The organism is Mesorhizobium sp. P171375, from assembly GCF_057786075.1.
Genome location: NZ_JBYNWF010000001.1, coordinates 654,397 through 670,047, shown reverse-complemented (window position 1 = coordinate 670,047; position 15,651 = coordinate 654,397). Strand labels below are relative to the sequence as shown.

Genomic DNA, 15,651 nt, shown 5'->3' with positions numbered 1-15,651 from the left:
TCAGCCCCGCCGCTTGTTGAAGTAGTAATCGGCGGTGACCGCCGTCAGCAGAATGGACCCGCGGATGATGTCCTGCCAATAGACGGACACGTCGAGCAGGGCTAGCGAGCTTGAAACGACGGAGAGCAGGATGGTGCCGAGGATGGCGCCGAGAATTGTGCCTGAGCCGCCGGTCAGGCTGGCGCCGCCGATCACCGCCGCGGCAATGACGTTCAGCTCCATGCCGGCGCCGAATGTCGGCTGGGCCGAACCGAAGCGGGCCATGTAGATGACCCCGGCAAAGCCGCACAGCGTCGAGCAGAGCGTCGTCGTGAGGAACACGACCTTCTTGGTGCGGATGCCGGAATAAGCCGCCGCCTTCTCATTGCTGCCGGTGTAGAAGACTTTGCGGAACATCGTCGTGCGGCGCAGCATGAAGTCGGACAGGACGGTGAAGACGATGAAGATGATGATGACAACCGGAATGCCGCCAATGGCGCCCTGGCCGATGAATTTGAACTCGGGCGGCAGCGTGTAAAGCCCAAGTGGGCGGCCGCCGGTGCCGAGCAGGCAGAGCCCGCGCGCAATCACCATCACCGCCAGCGAGACGATGAAGTGGTGCAGCCCCACTCTGGTGACGAAGAATCCCATGAAGGCACCGATGCCGGCGCAGGCTGCAATCGCTGCCAGTGACGCCAGCCAGGGGTCGACACCGCCGAGGAATAGCAGGCCGGCGATCACCATGGCGAGTGCGGTGACCGAGCCGACCGAAAGGTCGATGCCGCCGGAAATCAGCAGGATGGTCATGCCGACGACGACAATGCCTTCGACCGCGAAGGCCATCGCCATCGCCCGCATATTGTCCCAGGTCAGGAAATAGGGTGAAGCGAACGACATGACGGCAAACAGCACGGCGATGATCAGGATCAGGCCGATCTCGCGCATTCGGATCAAGCCGCCAAGCCTTTCGCCGAGACCCATCCGGGCGGCTCGCGTCGAGCTGTCCATGCTTTCCCCCACGATGCTCATGCGGCGCTCCGTTCCCGGTCTTCATCGGCAAGCGATGCCAGGACCATGATGTTTTCTTCCGTCATCGCGTCGCCGGTGACCTCGCCGGTGATACGGCCCTCGCGCACGATCAGCACCCGGTCGCAGACGCCGATCAGTTCCGGCAACTCGGACGAGATGACCACGATGCCGACGCCGTCACGCGCCAGCTTGCGCAGGATGCGGTGTATTTCGGCCTTGGCGCCGACATCGACGCCGCGCGTCGGCTCGTCGAGGAAGATCACCTTGGGATCGACCGACAGCATCTTGGCGATCGCCACCTTCTGCTGGTTGCCGCCCGACAGCGTCGAAACCGGCTGGCCGACATGGCCGCATTTCAGCGACAGCTGCCTGCCGATCGTCTCGGCCCGATGCTTCTCGCGCCGCTCGTTGATGAGGCCGAAGCGAGTCGAGATCCGATCCACAGCCAGCGCCGAGATGTTGGCGGCGATCGACATGTCGAGGAACAGCCCGTCGCCCTTGCGGTCCTCGGAGAGGTAGACGATGCCGGCGGCGATGCTGTCGGCGTAGTGGGTCAGCGACAGGCGCTTGCCGTGCAGGCTGACATCGCCGGTCACTGCACCCTCCAGCCGGCAGATGCCTTTGACGATCTCGCTGCGACCGGCGCCGATCAGGCCGCCAATGCCGAGGATTTCGCCGTTGCGCAGCTGGAAGCTGATGTCGCGGAAGGTAGTCGCGTCGCAGAGGTTGGCGACCTCGAGCAGGATGTCTTCGGATTTCTCGTCGTCACGCAGCTTCTCGGGATAGAGGCTGTCGATGACGCGGCCGACCATGGACGCCACCACCTGTTCGGGCGTCGTCGCTGGGATGTCGAGCGTGGTGATGTATTGGCCGTCGCGCAGCACGGTGACGCGGTCGCAATTGTCGAAGATCTCGGCCATGCGGTGCGAGATGTAGATGATGCCGATGCCTTCGCCGGCAAGCTGGTGAATGATCTCGAACAGCTTTTGCGCCTCGCGCTCGGTCAGCGCTGCCGTCGGTTCGTCGAAGATGAGGATGCGGCAGTCGAGCGTCAGCGCCTTGGCGATCTCGACCAGCTGCTGCTGGGAAATCGACAGGCTGCGCACCATCGCGGTCGGATCGATGTTGCCGAGCCGCGCCAGGATTGCCGCTGCGCGTTTCTCGAGGTCGCGGTAGTTCATCAGCAGCGCCTCGCTGGCGTTGGTGATCGACATGAAGATGTTTTCGGCCACCGAGACATCGGGGCAGAGCGCAATCTCCTGATGCACGAAGCCGATGCCGAGCTTCTGCGCCGCCAGCGGTGAGGGGATCGACACGGAGCGGCCGTCGACCTGGATGTCGCCGCTGTCGGGCGGCAGGATGCCGTCGATGACCTTCATCAGCGTCGACTTGCCGGCGCCGTTCTCGCCGGCGATGGCGTGGATTTCGCCGGCGCGCAGCTCGAAGGAGACATCACGCAACGCCCGGACAGGGCCGAACGATTTGCTGAGGCCGGATATTGTGAGAAGGGCAGGAGTTTCCACTTGTGCGCTCGCCTGGGAGGGTGAGGCAACCGCGCCGGGCGGCGCGGCTGCTCAATTGGGACGGATCAGCTGGGATCGCGACCTTGCATGTATTTGTTGAGGTCGAATGAGTCGGCATTCTCCTTGGTGATGACGGCAAAGCCGTTATCGGCGAAGGGGATGCTCATCGGGTTGTAGCCTGACGTCTTGTAGTCGTTGAACGGGTCGATCAGCTCGGGGTGCGCCGCCATGAAGGTGGCGACGAAACCGAGATAGCCCTGCATGCCCTGGTTTGGGCTCAACGCCATGTGGATGTTGCCGGCCTTGATCTGCTCCAGCGTCGCCGGGGTGATGTCGGCGTGCATGATCAGCACCTTGGCCTTGGCTTCGAGAACGGCAGCGACCGCGCCTTCTGCCGAACCGGCTTCCGGAATCCACAGCGCCTTCAGGTTCGGGTTGGCCTGCAGCATCGAGGCCACCGCCTTGTTGGCGACATTGGCGTCCTGGTTGGAGGCCTGGCGTCCCACCAGCTTCATCTTCGGATAGTTCTTGGCGAGGTAGTCGATGAAGGCGGTGACGCGCAGATCGTGGTTGCTCTGGCCGGGGTTCTCGAGAACGCCATATTCGGCATCGTCGCCGACCTGCTTGACGATTTCCTCGGCGGCAAACTTGGCTTCCGCCAGATTGTCCGAGGTGATGTAGGACACACGCTTGGACTTCGGCGAGTCGGCAGCGAAGGTGACGACGGTGGTGCCGTTTTCGATGGCGCGGTTGATCGGCTCGATGAACGGATCGGCCTGCATCGGGTGCAGCAGCACGCCGGCCGGCTTCTTGATCAGATCCTGTTCGAAGGAAGCAATCTGCTTGGCGATGTCATAGTCCGGCGTGCCTGAAAACACGGTCTTGCAGCCCATCGCCGCAGCTGCCTGCTTGAAGCCCTGGTAGACCGGCACCCAATAAGGATGCGCGGAGACCATGACGTTCATTACATAGGTCTCATCCGGCTTGCACTGAAACTTGCTCTCTGCCGACGCTGCGCCTGGCATCGCCAGGGTCAGCGTCATCACGGCGGCGCTCAATACGCCCGCCAGCCCAATCCTGTTCATTCTCTCCTCCGGGTTCCCCGACGATGAAAGCCTCGTCGCATAAGCTTTTGCAAGAAATTTCATCATGTGAAATCTCTGGCGAGTTTGAATAGGCCGGGATTTTTTGCGTGTCAATGAGTATGCATGAAAAATCACTCTGTGAAATTTCTTGCATGAGAGGTGCTGAGCCGGATAATGGCGTTATCGCAAAAAGGGGCATTGTCTGATTGGCTTTGCGGCCGGCGACCTGAAAACAAGATGTTCGGTCCCGGTGTCGGTGCTCCAAGGGGAAACCCTCTGTTTTCTTAACCAGCCGCAATTCTTGCGTGTTGAAGCAACGTCGGAGTTCTCTTATCGTCGCCGGGATTTTGGGGGAATTTTCGACATGCCTTTTCTGATTGCTCTTCTCGGCGTGCTGGGAGCGGCGGCGTTCTGGTGGTACCGCATGAAGGCCATGAACGACGCCGCGCGCGAGGTCGCCGATGTCGTCGGGCGCGTCCAGGGCAACATCCGCCGCAAGAAGCTGCGCAAGCAGGCGGCGCTGTCGCCGCTGACGGCGATCGACGACCCGGTCGTGGCGGCGGCAACGCTGATCACTGCCATGGCTGCGGAGCACGGCCCGATCCTGCCAAAGCGCGAAACCATCATCCGCGAAGTGATTTCGCAGATTGCCGAGAACCAGAAGAAAACCGACGAGGCCGTCGTCTACGCCAAGTGGGCCTCGGCGCAGATCGACGACACGACCATCGTCATCGACAAGCTGGCGCCTTTCCTGCGCGAGCGCCTCGATCCGCACGAGCGGGAAGATCTGCTGCAGATGCTGAACCGCGTCGCGCAAGGTGGCGAGCAGAGCTTCAAGGTCGCCGACCAGCGCATGCTGCGGCTGCGGCAGAAGCTGGGTTTCGAGGTGAACTGAGGTGTGCCGATATTCGGGGCGGTTGCTTCAGATTTGAATCCATGGCCAGCGTTTGCGCTGCCCCTCACCTGCCTGCCGGCATCCTCTCCCCGTATAGGGACGGGGAGAGGATGCGCTCTCATCGATGATTTCGCTAATCTCCAGCGTTGCAAGAAATAGTGCCGAGGGTGCGGTAAGCCCTTTCTCCCCGTCACTATACGGGGAGAAATGCCCGGCAGGGCAATGAGGGGCGGCGCTGACCTTCGATAATCTGTCGCTCGCACCGTGAGGGCTTCAGATCGCTTCGCCCTTCAGCAGCCGTGGCGTGTCGCCCGACAGCCCCGACGCTTGGCGGATGAAGAACTCCTTCAGCCGGGGCATGCGTTCGACGAGGCCGAGGCCGATGTCGCGGAGTTGGCGCAGCGGGCCGATGTCGTTGGAAAACAGCCGGTTCAGCACATCGGTGGTGACGCCCATCTGCACGGTGTCGAAGCGGCGCCATTGCTGGTAGCGCTCGAGCACGTCGAGCGCGCCGATGTCCTGCCCAAGGCGATCGGCCTCGACAATCACTTCGGCCAGCGCCGCCACATCCTTGAAGCCGAGATTGAGGCCCTGGCCGGCAATCGGGTGGATGCCGTGGGCGGCGTCGCCGGCAAGCGCGATGCGCGGGGCGACGAAGGCGCGCGCGATGGTCAGGCCGAGCGGCCAGGCGCGCGGCTTGTCGGTGACGCGGATCTCGCCGAGCTTGAGGCCGAAGCGCAATTCCAGCTCATGCTCGAAGACGAGGTCGTCGCCCGAAACCAGTTTCTCGGCATCCTCGGAGCGTTCGACCCAGACCAGCGATGAACGGTTGGTGCCGTCCTCGGTCGGCTTCAGCGGCAAAGTGGCAAACGGGCCGGCGGGCAGGAAATGCTCCTCGGCGCGGCCATTGTGCGGGCGCTCATGCGCCACCGTGCAGACGATGCCGGACTGGCCATATTCCCATTTCACCGTCTTGATGCCAGCCATGTCGCGCAATTTCGAATTGACGCCGTCGGCGGCGACAAGCAGCCGCGCTTTGAGCGTCGCGCCGTCGGCCAGATGCACGGTGACGCCGGCGCCGTTCGTGTCGAAGGCGCTGACCGCGACACCTTCGATGATATCGATGCCAAGCTTTTGCGCGCGGCGGCGCAAGGCGCCGTTCAGATCCCGGTTGGCGACCATGTGGGCGAACGGTTCGCCCGGCGCGACTTCGCCGTCGAAGGTGAGGAACACCGGGCGCACCGGATCGGCGGTACGCGAATCGGTGACGATCATTTCGGTGATGGCTTGCGAGTGGCCGACGATTTCCTGCCAGACGCCGAGCTGGTCGAGCATGCGGCAAGCGGCGGCGGCGATCGCCGAGGCGCGGCCGTCCTTCTGCCAAACGCCGGCTGGGGCTGCATCGACGACGGCAACCGCCAGGCTCGGCCGCGCCTGTTTCAGCGACACGGCGGCGGCGAGGCCAACATAGCCGGCGCCGGCGATCAACACGTCGAGCGAGTTTTTTGCGTCCGTCTTGCGGTCTGCCATGTCAATTCCTTTCGAAGCCATGACCGTCCTGCCTCCACGGGGACATTGCGGCCTTGACTGCCCGCCATTCCTGTCCGAAACCGCCATAGCATCTTTAAGGCGAGGTCACGAAGCATGACAGCGGCCATGGACGAGCTTCTCAGCATTCTCGACCTCGAGCAGCTGGAACACAATCTGTACCGTGGTCGCAGCCCAAAGCTCGATTGGCAGCGCGTCTTCGGCGGCCAGACCATCGCCCAGGCGCTGGTCGCCGCCCAGCGCACGGTCGAGCCCGAGCGCCATGTGCATTCGCTGCACGGCTATTTCATGCGGCCGGGCGACACCAAGGTGCCGATCGTCTACGAGGTCGACCGCATCCGCGACGGCGGCTCCTTCACCACGCGCCGCGTGGTGGCGATCCAGCATGGCCAGGCGATCTTTTCGCTGGAGGCCTCGTTTCAGCAGGACGAGGTCGGCCTCGAGCATCAGCTGCCGATGCCGCGCGACGTGCCGGCGCCCGACAGCCTGTTGTCGCAGCGCGAATTGCTGGGCAAATTCGGCGAGGCGGTGCCGGAAGGCATCAGGCGCTACTGGGAGCGCGACCGGCCGATCGAGATGAAGCCGGTGATGCTGAAACACTACACCAGCCGCGAAAAGCTGGAGCCGCAGCAGAACATCTGGATCCGCACCACCGGCCCGGTGCCGGCCGACCGCGGCATACAGGCTGCGGTGCTTGCCTACCTCTCGGACATGACGTTGCTGGACACCTCGACCTTTGCGCACGGACGCGCCATTTTCGACCGCGACATCCAGGCGGCGAGCCTCGACCACGCCATGTGGTTTCACCGCAGCCATCCGCTCGACGACTGGATCCTGTACACGCAGGACAGCCCGTCGACGCAAGGGTCGCGCGGCTTCACCCGCGGCTCGTTGTTTGCCCGTGACGGCACGCTGATCGCCTCGGTTGCCCAGGAAGGCCTGATCCGCCTGAAGCGTCCGCCTGCCGAATAGGCATTTTCTAAAAATTGCCCATTTTTTAATCAGTGACTGTCCGGTGACAATGTGCACCGCGCTGCTGCGGCCCGGTCAATCCGTTTGTTTACAATGAGTTAAAACACTGCTTCGGCAACTGGCACGGAGCTTGAATCCTGTTGGGCACTCTCCGGGCTCTTTGGGATCGGTGAAGGTGTAAAACGCGGGGGACCGCAACAGCAAAGGGTGAAACCTTATGAAAATCGTGATGGCAATCATCAAGCCGTTCAAGCTCGACGAGGTGCGCGAAGCGCTCACCGCCGTCGGCATCCAGGGCCTGACCGTCACCGAAGTCAAAGGCTACGGGCGTCAGAAGGGACACACGGAAATCTATCGCGGGGCGGAATACGCGGTCAGTTTCCTGCCGAAAATCAAGATCGAAGTCGCGGTCAGCACCGACCTGGTCGACAAGGCCGTCGAAGCCATCACGGCGGCGGCCAAGACCGGTCAGATCGGCGACGGCAAGATCTTCGTCTTCGGCATCGATCAGGCGGTACGCATCCGTACCGGCGAAACAGACACCGACGCGCTCTAAGCGGCGAACACGTATTCCAATGGAGAGTTCAATGAATATTCCTTCCACCTTGAAGACAGTGGCGCGCTCCGCGCTGCTGGGCTCGTTCGCGCTCGGAGCATTGGGCACGGTTGCTGCCTTGGCGCAGGAAGCGGCACCCGCCGTCGCCGCGGCAGCGCCAGCGGCGCCGGCCTTTACCGTCGACAAGGGCGACACCACGTGGATGATGATCTCCACCGTGCTGGTGCTGTTGATGACCATTCCCGGCCTTGCGCTTTTCTACGGCGGCCTGGTTCGCACCAAGAACATGCTGTCGGTGCTGATGCAGGTCTTCACCATCACCAGCGTGGTCATGATCATCTGGGTTTTCTACGGCTACAGCCTCGCTTTCACCCCGGGCAACGCCTTCGTCGGCGGCCTCTCCAAGATGTTTCTCTCCGGCGTCAATGTGTCGACGCTGTCGGAAACCTTCAGCAAGGGCGTCGCCATTCCTGAACTGGTGTTCGTCGTCTTCCAGATGACTTTCGCCTGCATCACGCCTGCCCTGATCGTTGGCGCCTTCGCCGAACGCGTCAAATTCTCCGCCTTGATCCTTTTCGTTATCCTCTGGGTGACGGTCATCTACTTCCCGATCGCGCACATGGTCTGGTTCTGGGGGGGCCCGAGCGCCTATGCCGACCCGTCCGGCCTGATCTTCGGCTTCGGCGCCATCGATTTCGCCGGCGGCACGGTCGTTCACATCAATGCGGGCATTGCCGGCCTCGTCGGCGCGCTGATGATCGGCAAGCGCATCGGCTACAAGAAGGACATCATGGCGCCGCACTCGATGACGCTGACCATGGTCGGCGCCTCGCTGCTGTGGGTCGGCTGGTTCGGCTTCAACGCCGGTTCGAACCTCGAAGCGAACGCCTATGCGGTGCTGGCCATGATCAACACCTTCGTCGCCACGGCGGCGGCGGCAGTGACCTGGATCGTGCTTGAATCGCTGCTGCGCGGCAAAGCCTCCATGCTCGGCGCTGTTTCGGGCGCGGTCACCGGCCTCGTCGCGGTCACGCCGGCGGCCGGTTTTGCCGGCCCGATGGGTGCCATCGTGCTTGGCATCGTCGCCACCTTCGTCTGCTACTTCTTCGTCTCGGTGGTGAAGAACACGTTCGACTATGACGACAGCCTCGATGTCTTCGGTGTCCATTGCATCGGTGGCATCATCGGTGCGCTCGGCACAGGCATACTGGTCAATCCCGCCCTCGGCGGCGCCGGCATCGTCGATTATTCGACCGCCGACTTTGCCGCCGGCTATGCCGGCACGGCCACACAGCTTCTGGCGCAAGGCAAGGGCGTCCTGGTGACCCTGCTGTGGTCGGGCATCGGCAGCGCCATCCTCTACAAGATCGTCGACCTGATCATCGGTCTGCGGCCGACGGCCGACGCCGAGCGCGAAGGCCTCGACCTGACCTCGCATGGCGAAGCGGCCTATCACTCGTAAGCCTTCCCGGGGGCGGCCTCGGCCGCCCCCGCATTCTCCCATCCCGTCGTGACGCTCCCGAAAAGGGCTCACGCTTTGAGGCCCGGGTCATTCCGGGCCTCTTTTTTTGCAGTACCGTCATCCGGGCGCTCGGCGGCGCCAACCGATGATCGACGCAAGTGATGGCCCCAGCGTCCCCCGCGCGGGGGATGCAAGCGCCGGACCGGTGTGACACCTCGTGGAAGATCGCGAGATTCGCGACCTCACTCGAACAGGACGTCTCACCATGAAAAAAGCCTATGAGAAGCCGACGCTGTCAAAGCGTGAAAAACTGTCCGGTGTCACCGCTGGCATCCCTTTATCGCAGCAGGCATGAGTCGAAACGGCCGTTGCGCGCTCTGTGCAAGATCGTTGCCCGCGGCCTTATAGTTAATGCGGCCTTAACCTTCCCCCCGATAGTCTGGCGTTCGAATCTGCCGGAGTGCGTCATGCGCCCGGCCAGGCAAAAACAGACGGGGAAGAGCATGCGTTCAGGGGCTTCAGCACCGCTCGCGCTGACCGATACGGGGCACGGCATCCAGGCATTCGCGCGCCGCCAGGTCGGGCGGCTGGTGGGCGCCGGCCTGTTTGCGCTGGTCGCCTTTGGGGTCGCGGCGCTGGCCACCTGGAACGTCGCCGATCCGAGCTTCTCGCACGCCACCGACAACATCGTCACCAATGCCATGGGCTATGCGGGCGCGGTGTTCTCCGACCTCGCCATGCAATTCTTCGGCCTTGCGGCGGTCGCCGCGCTGGTGCCGGCGGTGATCTGGGGCTTTCTCCTGTTTTCGGCGCGTGGCGTCGACAGGCTGCCGAAGCGCGGCCTCGCCTGGTTCGGCTTCGCGCTGCTTGCGGCGGCGATGGCCGGCTGCGTGGTGCCGCCCAAGACCTGGCCGCTGCCGACCGGCCTCGGCGGCGTGTTCGGCGACATGGTGCTTAACATCCCCGGCCTGCTCATTCGCGGCTACCCGACCGGCCTCGTTGCCAGCATCATTGCCATGGTGCTCATGGCGCCGGCGCTGTGGCTGTTTGCCTATGGCTCGGCGCTGATTGCGCGCAAGAACGGCTTTGCCGTCATGGAGCGCACTGCCGAGCCCGATCCCCGAGAGGACGACCTGCTCTTCGACGAAGACGAGGACGAGGGCGACGAAGGCATATTGGCGCTCGGCGCAATTACGCACTGGTGGCTGTCGTTCCGTGCCTGGATGCACCGCCGGGCTGTGCGCCGCCAGCAGGAGCGCGACGAGTACGAACCGGAGATGGAGCAGCGCTCCACCGCATGGCGCCGTGCCGCCGAACGGGTCGAATCGGCGGAATTCGCCGAAGCGCGGATGAGCCCGGATGGCCGAGCCCGCGTCGAGCCGGAATTCTTCGCCGCCATGGTCAATGACCGCAGCGTTTCCGTCGATCCGGACGATGACGACGTCCTCGATGCCGGGTTCGACAATGGTGACGAAGAGGTCGATCTCGACGACGAGCCGGTCCAACGCCGTGCCGCGCCGAATGCCAAGATGCAGAACTTCCGCTCCGATGCTGCGACCCGTGTTGCAGCACCTGCGCCGCGTCCCGCTCCTGGCGCCCGCGTCCAGCGCGAGGCGCAGACCTCGCTGATCGGCTCGGAAACGTTCGAAATGCCGTCGCTGCATTTCCTGTCGGAACCGAAGAATGTGGTGCGCGACGCCAGCCTGTCCAAGGACGCGCTGGAGCAGAATGCGCGCCTGCTCGAAGGTGTGCTGGAAGATTTCGGCGTCAAAGGCGAGATCATCGCCGTCCGGCCCGGCCCGGTGGTCACGCTCTATGAGCTGGAACCGGCGCCCGGCATCAAATCGTCGCGCGTCATCGGCCTGTCCGACGACATCGCGCGTTCGATGAGCGCCATCGCCTGCCGTGTCGCCGTGGTGCCCGGCCGCAACGCCATCGGCATCGAACTGCCGAATGCCAAGCGCGAGACCGTCTATCTCAGGGAGATCATGGCCAGCCGCGATTTCGAAACGACCAAGGCCAAGCTGGCGCTGGCGCTGGGCAAGACCATCAATGGCGAGGCGGTCATCGTCGACATAGCCAAGATGCCGCACGTGCTGGTCGCCGGCACCACCGGCTCCGGCAAGTCGGTTGCCATCAACACCATGATCCTGTCGCTGCTCTACCGGCTGACGCCGCAGGACTGCCGGCTGATCATGATCGATCCGAAGATGCTTGAACTCTCGGTCTATGACGGCATCCCGCACCTCTTGACGCCTGTCGTCACCGATCCGAAGAAGGCGGTGGTGGCGCTGAAATGGACCGTGCGCGAGATGGAAGACCGCTACCGCAAGATGTCCAAGGTCGGCGTGCGCAACATCGACGGCTTCAACGCGCGCGTGCAACTGGCCGAGAAGAAGGGCGAAAAAATCTCGCGCACCGTGCAGACCGGCTTCGACCGCCAGACCGGCGAGGCGATCTACGAAACTGAGAATCTCGACCTCGAGCCGATGCCCTATATCGTCGTTATCATCGACGAGATGGCCGATTTGATGATGGTCGCCGGCAAGGACATCGAAGGCGCGGTGCAGCGCCTGGCGCAGATGGCGCGCGCCGCCGGCATCCATGTCATCATGGCCACCCAGCGCCCGTCCGTCGACGTCATCACCGGCACCATCAAGGCCAATTTCCCCACCCGCATCTCCTTCCAGGTGACGTCGAAGATCGACAGCCGCACCATTTTGGGCGAGCAGGGCGCCGAGCAGCTGCTGGGCATGGGCGATATGCTCTACATGGCCGGCGGCGGCCGCATCCAGCGCGTGCACGGCCCGTTCGTTTCCGACGACGAGGTCGAGAGGATCGTCGCGCATCTGAAGCTGCAGGGCGTGCCCGAATATCTCGACGCCATCACCGAAGATGACGGCGAAGACGATGACGACGAGCCGTCAGGCAAGGGCGGTGGCGGCGGTGGCGGCAATTTCGAGGATTCCGACGATCCCTACGACCAGGCGGTGGCCGTGGTGCTGCGCGACGGCAAGGCCTCGACCAGCTACATCCAGCGCCGGCTCGGCATCGGCTACAACCGCGCGGCGTCGATCATCGAGAAGATGGAGAAGGAAGGCATTGTCGGCCCGGCCAACCATGCCGGCAAACGCGAGATCCTGGTGCCGACGGAGGACGACAAGTTCTGATTGGCCAATAGCGCCGGGGCAAAGACCGCCCGGCGGCAACCTTGAACCTTTTGGCGCGTTCAAGCGACAGAGTGCCGTTCGGCCGCCAAACTTAAGTCTAACTGGGGGTCCACGGACTGCAACGAGACACACACCACACGAGAGTGACCGGCATGAAAAACGATCCTTCCGCGCTCAGCGATTTCGCTCCAAACCGCCGCCAGCTGCTCGGCCTTGGCCTGGTTCTTGCCGGCGCCGCGGCCGTCAATGTCATGCCGGGGTTCCAGCTTCTGGCCTCTGCGCAGGCGGCGGTGCCGCCGACGGCGCAAAAGATCGCCGACCACTTCTCCTCGGTCAAATCGATGAGCGGCGAGTTCGTCCAGTTCGGGCCTAACAACCAGCAGACCGGCGGCAAGTTCTTCCTCGAGCGGCCGGGCAAAATCCGCTTCAACTATGACGGCAAGTCGAATTTCCGGGTGATTTCCGACGGCAAGTCGGTGGTCATCCTCAACAAGCGGCTGAACACGTCCGATCTCTATCCGCTGTCGAAGACGCCGCTGAAGCTTTTGCTCGACACCAAAATCGACCTCTCCGGCGGGCGCGTCAAATCGATCAAGGAAGAGAGCGACCTCACCACCATCCAGCTCGCCGACAAGTCGGTGTTCGGCAATTCGAAGATCACGATGATGTTCGATCCGAAATCCTATGATCTGCGCCAGTGGACCATCACCGACGCACAGGGCAAGGACACCACGGTGATGATCTACAACACCAAGGAAGGCGTCAGTTTCCCTGCGGATACCTTTGCCATCGATTATACGGCGAACCGCGAGCTGAACACCAAGACCAGATAGTGTTCTGCCGCTGCGGGCATTCCTCCTGCGCCGTTGGCGGTTAACGCCTGCTTGTTTTTAGATCGTGTGGCTGGCAGTAGTTCCAGGACCAATTTCATAGGCACAATGTCCTGTCGGGCTGTCCCGGCGGGATTTTCGCTGCCTCGGACCGGACTCCTGCATGCCCTTTTCCATCGCCACCTGGAACATCAACTCCGTGCGCCTGCGCATGCCGATCGTCGAGCGGCTGCTGGCGGAGCAGGCGCCTGATGTGCTCTGCCTGCAGGAGACGAAGGTTCCCGACGAGCTGTTTCCGGAAAAAGCCTTCCGCAAGGCGGGCTACGAGCACATCGCCTTCCACGGCCAGAAGGGCTATCACGGCGTGGCGACGGTGGCGCGGCGGCCGATCGAGATTGTCGAAAAGCGGCGCTTCTGCGAGATCGACGACAGTCGGCATTTGTCGGTCAAGGTACAAGCCGGCGGCAAGGCGATCCTGATCCACAATTTCTATGTGCCGGCCGGCGGCGACGAGCCCGATCCCGAGATCAACAGCAAGTTCCGCCACAAGCTCGACTTCGTCGCCGAGATGAACGCCATCCGCGCCGCGCATGATGAGGTGTCAGCCTCGATTCTGGTCGGCGACCTCAACATCGCGCCGCTGGAGCACGATGTCTGGTCGCACAAGCAATTGCTCAACGTCGTCAGCCACACGCCGGTCGAGACGGAAAATTTCGAGGCGATGCGGATGGCCGGCGACTGGGTCGACCTGATGCGGCTCAACGTGCCGCTTGAAGAAAAGCTCTACACTTGGTGGAGCTACCGGGCGCAGGACTGGGAAGCGTCGAATCGCGGCCGCCGGCTCGACCATGTCTGGTCGTCGCCGAACCTGGTGCCAAGTTTTGCCGGCTACGAAATCCTGCGCGCCGCACGCGGCTGGGATCGGCCGTCGGACCATGTGCCGGTGATTGCAAGATTTGATTTGGAGTAGGCTACAAAGGAATTCATCTGTAGCGATCCTTCACACCCCCCTCTGTCCTGCCGGACATCTCCCCCGCAAGGGGGGAGATTGGCAGTTCAAATGTCGCGTCAGGGTTTAAGCGTTGGAGATTGGCGAAAGCCGTGATGACATCCGATCTCCCTCCTTGCGGGGGAGATGGCCGGCAGGCCACAGAGAGGTGCTGTCCCTCATGCGTTTCTAACGATACGGCGCGCCGCGTCTCACTCGCCAAACCGCGGCGCCAGCTTCTCGATGCGGGCGATCATGGCCTGGAAATCGTCCAGGATGCGCTGGTGCAGTTTCACCGCCACGTCGGGATATTCCTCGAGGATGCGACGGAACATCTTGCGGCTGAGGCGGATCACTTCCGAATCGATCTCGGCCGATGCGCTGGTCAGCCGGTTGGTGTCGGCGATCAATGCCAGTTCGCTCAGGATCGTGCCGGGGCCGGCGGTGCCGATCGGGACGCGTTCGCCATTCTGCTCGCGATAGAGCACGATGCGGCCGCTGACCACGATATAGGCCGAATCGGCCTCGTCGTCTTCGCGGTAAAGCTTGTGGTCGGCCTGCAGATGCGTGGCTTCGGCGCCGAAGGCGAGCAGGCGCAGCTGTTCCTGCGTGAAACCCTCAAAGAGCTTCACGGCGGACAGGATGCGGATGTCGTCATCCAGCGCCATCTCTAGCTGCGTCCCCGAACGGTCAGTCCAATCCCTCCCTTAGAGCGCCACGCGTCCTCCTGGCCACGCAAAGGACGCTCCAACATTTTTCAATCTGCGCAGCGTTCTTCCCCAAAACCGAATCGATTTTGGGCTGATGCGCGGGGTCGATCCATGCTCCCCCAGCCGGATCGTACCCGAAAACAGTCCTGCCCCGACCGCCTATTGGATAATGAAATGTTTAAGGAACCAGCTTGTAGCCGCCGCTTTCTGTCACAAGAATTTCAGCATTGGAAGGATCGCGCTCGATCTTCTGGCGCAGCCGGTAGACGTGGGTTTCCAGCGTGTGCGTGGTGACGCCGGAATTGTAGCCCCACACTTCCTCGAGCAAGACGTCGCGCGTTACCACCTTCTGGTCGGCGCGATAGAGATATTTGATGATCGAGGCCTCTTTCTCCGTCAGCCGCACCTTGGCGCCGCGTTGGTCGATCAGAAGCTTCTGACTGGGCTTGAACGTATAGGGACCGACCGAGAAGGTGGCGTCCTCGCTCTGCTCGTGCTGGCGCAGTTGCGCGCGGATACGGGCAAGCAGCACGGCGAAGCGGAACGGCTTGGTGACATAGTCGTTGGCGCCGGCCTCAAGGCCCAGAATCGTGTCGGAATCGGTGTCGTGGCCGGTCAGCATGATGATCGGCGCCTTGTAGCCGCCCTTGCGCAGGATCTTCACTGCCTCGCGGCCATCCATGTCGGGCAGGCCGACATCCATGATGAGCAGGTCGATGAGCCCACCGCGCGCAGCAGCAACACCTTTGGCGGCGGTCGCTTCCTGCAGCACGTCGAATTCTTCGTAAAGGGCGAGTTGCTCGACGAGGGTTCCGCGCAGGTCGTCATCGTCGTCAACGATAAGAATGGTACGTGATGTCATGGATCAATCCGTTGTTTTGAAAAGAATTTTCAGTTGACCGAC

General features: G+C 62.8%; 13 protein-coding genes. 7 read left to right on the top strand and 6 right to left on the bottom strand.

Annotated features, from left to right (window positions below):
* The 3 genes from ACYHH6_RS03295 to ACYHH6_RS03285 all read right to left on the bottom strand — a co-directional run bounded on the left by ACYHH6_RS03295 (position 1) and on the right by ACYHH6_RS03285 (position 3,616).
* On the bottom strand, positions 1 to 987 hold the full coding sequence (locus ACYHH6_RS03295) for an ABC transporter permease (protein WP_435053334.1): 987 nt from the start codon (positions 985 to 987) through the stop codon (positions 1 to 3).
* A gap of 17 nt (positions 988 to 1,004) precedes the next feature.
* Positions 1,005 to 2,531, bottom strand: a complete 1,527-nt coding sequence (locus ACYHH6_RS03290) for a sugar ABC transporter ATP-binding protein (protein ID WP_352586491.1) — start codon at positions 2,529 to 2,531, stop codon at positions 1,005 to 1,007.
* A 65-nt stretch (positions 2,532 to 2,596) separates the two neighbouring features.
* Positions 2,597 to 3,616 (bottom strand): substrate-binding domain-containing protein, encoded by a 1,020-nt coding sequence (locus ACYHH6_RS03285; RefSeq protein WP_352556994.1) that lies wholly within the window; start codon positions 3,614 to 3,616, stop codon positions 2,597 to 2,599.
* A 364-nt stretch (positions 3,617 to 3,980) separates the two neighbouring features.
* Between ACYHH6_RS03285 and ACYHH6_RS03280 the strand changes: the two genes are divergently transcribed.
* Positions 3,981 to 4,511, top strand: a complete 531-nt coding sequence (locus ACYHH6_RS03280; RefSeq protein ID WP_352586492.1) for a hypothetical protein — start codon at positions 3,981 to 3,983, stop codon at positions 4,509 to 4,511.
* Positions 4,512 to 4,784: 273 nt separating this feature from the next.
* Here ACYHH6_RS03280 and ACYHH6_RS03275 read toward each other — a convergent pair whose 3' ends face one another.
* Positions 4,785 to 6,041 carry a ubiquinone biosynthesis hydroxylase gene (locus tag ACYHH6_RS03275; RefSeq protein ID WP_352586493.1) on the bottom strand — a complete coding sequence of 419 codons (1,257 nt, stop codon included), beginning with the start codon at positions 6,039 to 6,041 and terminating at the stop codon, positions 4,785 to 4,787.
* 114 nt (positions 6,042 to 6,155) lie between these two features.
* Here ACYHH6_RS03275 and tesB point away from each other — a divergent pair, with 114 nt between their 5' ends.
* The 6 genes from tesB (at position 6,156) to ACYHH6_RS03245 (ending at position 14,019) form a co-directional block, all read left to right on the top strand.
* Entirely contained in the window at positions 6,156 to 7,031 is an 876-nt protein-coding gene (tesB, locus tag ACYHH6_RS03270) for an acyl-CoA thioesterase II (protein WP_192254745.1), read from the top strand.
* 217 nt (positions 7,032 to 7,248) lie between these two features.
* The gene (locus tag ACYHH6_RS03265) at positions 7,249 to 7,587 is read left to right on the top strand and encodes a P-II family nitrogen regulator (RefSeq protein WP_023670499.1); all 339 of its coding nucleotides are present in this window, start codon (positions 7,249 to 7,251) and stop codon (positions 7,585 to 7,587) included.
* Between the two features lie 31 nt (positions 7,588 to 7,618).
* Complete coding sequence (locus ACYHH6_RS03260) at positions 7,619 to 9,049, top strand: ammonium transporter (protein WP_352586494.1); 1,431 nt, start codon at positions 7,619 to 7,621, stop codon at positions 9,047 to 9,049.
* Between the two features lie 503 nt (positions 9,050 to 9,552).
* Positions 9,553 to 12,219, top strand: a complete 2,667-nt coding sequence (locus tag ACYHH6_RS03255; protein ID WP_352586495.1) for a DNA translocase FtsK — start codon at positions 9,553 to 9,555, stop codon at positions 12,217 to 12,219.
* A 152-nt stretch (positions 12,220 to 12,371) separates the two neighbouring features.
* Entirely contained in the window at positions 12,372 to 13,052 is a 681-nt protein-coding gene (locus tag ACYHH6_RS03250) for an outer-membrane lipoprotein carrier protein LolA (RefSeq protein WP_352586496.1), read from the top strand.
* Positions 13,053 to 13,212: 160 nt separating this feature from the next.
* Positions 13,213 to 14,019 carry an exodeoxyribonuclease III gene (locus tag ACYHH6_RS03245; RefSeq protein ID WP_352586497.1) on the top strand — a complete coding sequence of 269 codons (807 nt, stop codon included), beginning with the start codon at positions 13,213 to 13,215 and terminating at the stop codon, positions 14,017 to 14,019.
* A gap of 230 nt (positions 14,020 to 14,249) precedes the next feature.
* Here the strand turns inward: ACYHH6_RS03245 and ACYHH6_RS03240 are convergent, their stop codons facing one another.
* Complete coding sequence (locus tag ACYHH6_RS03240; protein ID WP_352557000.1) at positions 14,250 to 14,705, bottom strand: cyclic nucleotide-binding domain-containing protein; 456 nt, start codon at positions 14,703 to 14,705, stop codon at positions 14,250 to 14,252.
* Positions 14,706 to 14,925: 220 nt separating this feature from the next.
* A complete protein-coding gene (locus ACYHH6_RS03235; protein ID WP_112561232.1) occupies positions 14,926 to 15,609 on the bottom strand; it encodes a response regulator transcription factor in 684 nt (227 codons plus the stop codon).
* Positions 15,610 to 15,651 lie beyond the last annotated feature (42 nt).

Coding starts and splice junctions, on each gene's coding strand:
- ACYHH6_RS03295 (WP_435053334.1), bottom strand. CDS start 987: ATGGACAGCTCGACGCGAGCCGCCCGGATGGGTCTCGGCGAAAGGCTT.
- ACYHH6_RS03285 (WP_352556994.1), bottom strand. CDS start 3,616: ATGAACAGGATTGGGCTGGCGGGCGTATTGAGCGCCGCCGTGATGACG.
- ACYHH6_RS03280 (WP_352586492.1), top strand. CDS start 3,981: ATGCCTTTTCTGATTGCTCTTCTCGGCGTGCTGGGAGCGGCGGCGTTC.
- ACYHH6_RS03275 (WP_352586493.1), bottom strand. CDS start 6,041: ATGGCAGACCGCAAGACGGACGCAAAAAACTCGCTCGACGTGTTGATC.
- tesB (WP_192254745.1), top strand. CDS start 6,156: ATGACAGCGGCCATGGACGAGCTTCTCAGCATTCTCGACCTCGAGCAG.
- ACYHH6_RS03265 (WP_023670499.1), top strand. CDS start 7,249: ATGAAAATCGTGATGGCAATCATCAAGCCGTTCAAGCTCGACGAGGTG.
- ACYHH6_RS03260 (WP_352586494.1), top strand. CDS start 7,619: ATGAATATTCCTTCCACCTTGAAGACAGTGGCGCGCTCCGCGCTGCTG.
- ACYHH6_RS03255 (WP_352586495.1), top strand. CDS start 9,553: ATGCGTTCAGGGGCTTCAGCACCGCTCGCGCTGACCGATACGGGGCAC.
- ACYHH6_RS03250 (WP_352586496.1), top strand. CDS start 12,372: ATGAAAAACGATCCTTCCGCGCTCAGCGATTTCGCTCCAAACCGCCGC.
- ACYHH6_RS03245 (WP_352586497.1), top strand. CDS start 13,213: ATGCCCTTTTCCATCGCCACCTGGAACATCAACTCCGTGCGCCTGCGC.
- ACYHH6_RS03240 (WP_352557000.1), bottom strand. CDS start 14,705: ATGGCGCTGGATGACGACATCCGCATCCTGTCCGCCGTGAAGCTCTTT.
- ACYHH6_RS03235 (WP_112561232.1), bottom strand. CDS start 15,609: ATGACATCACGTACCATTCTTATCGTTGACGACGATGACGACCTGCGC.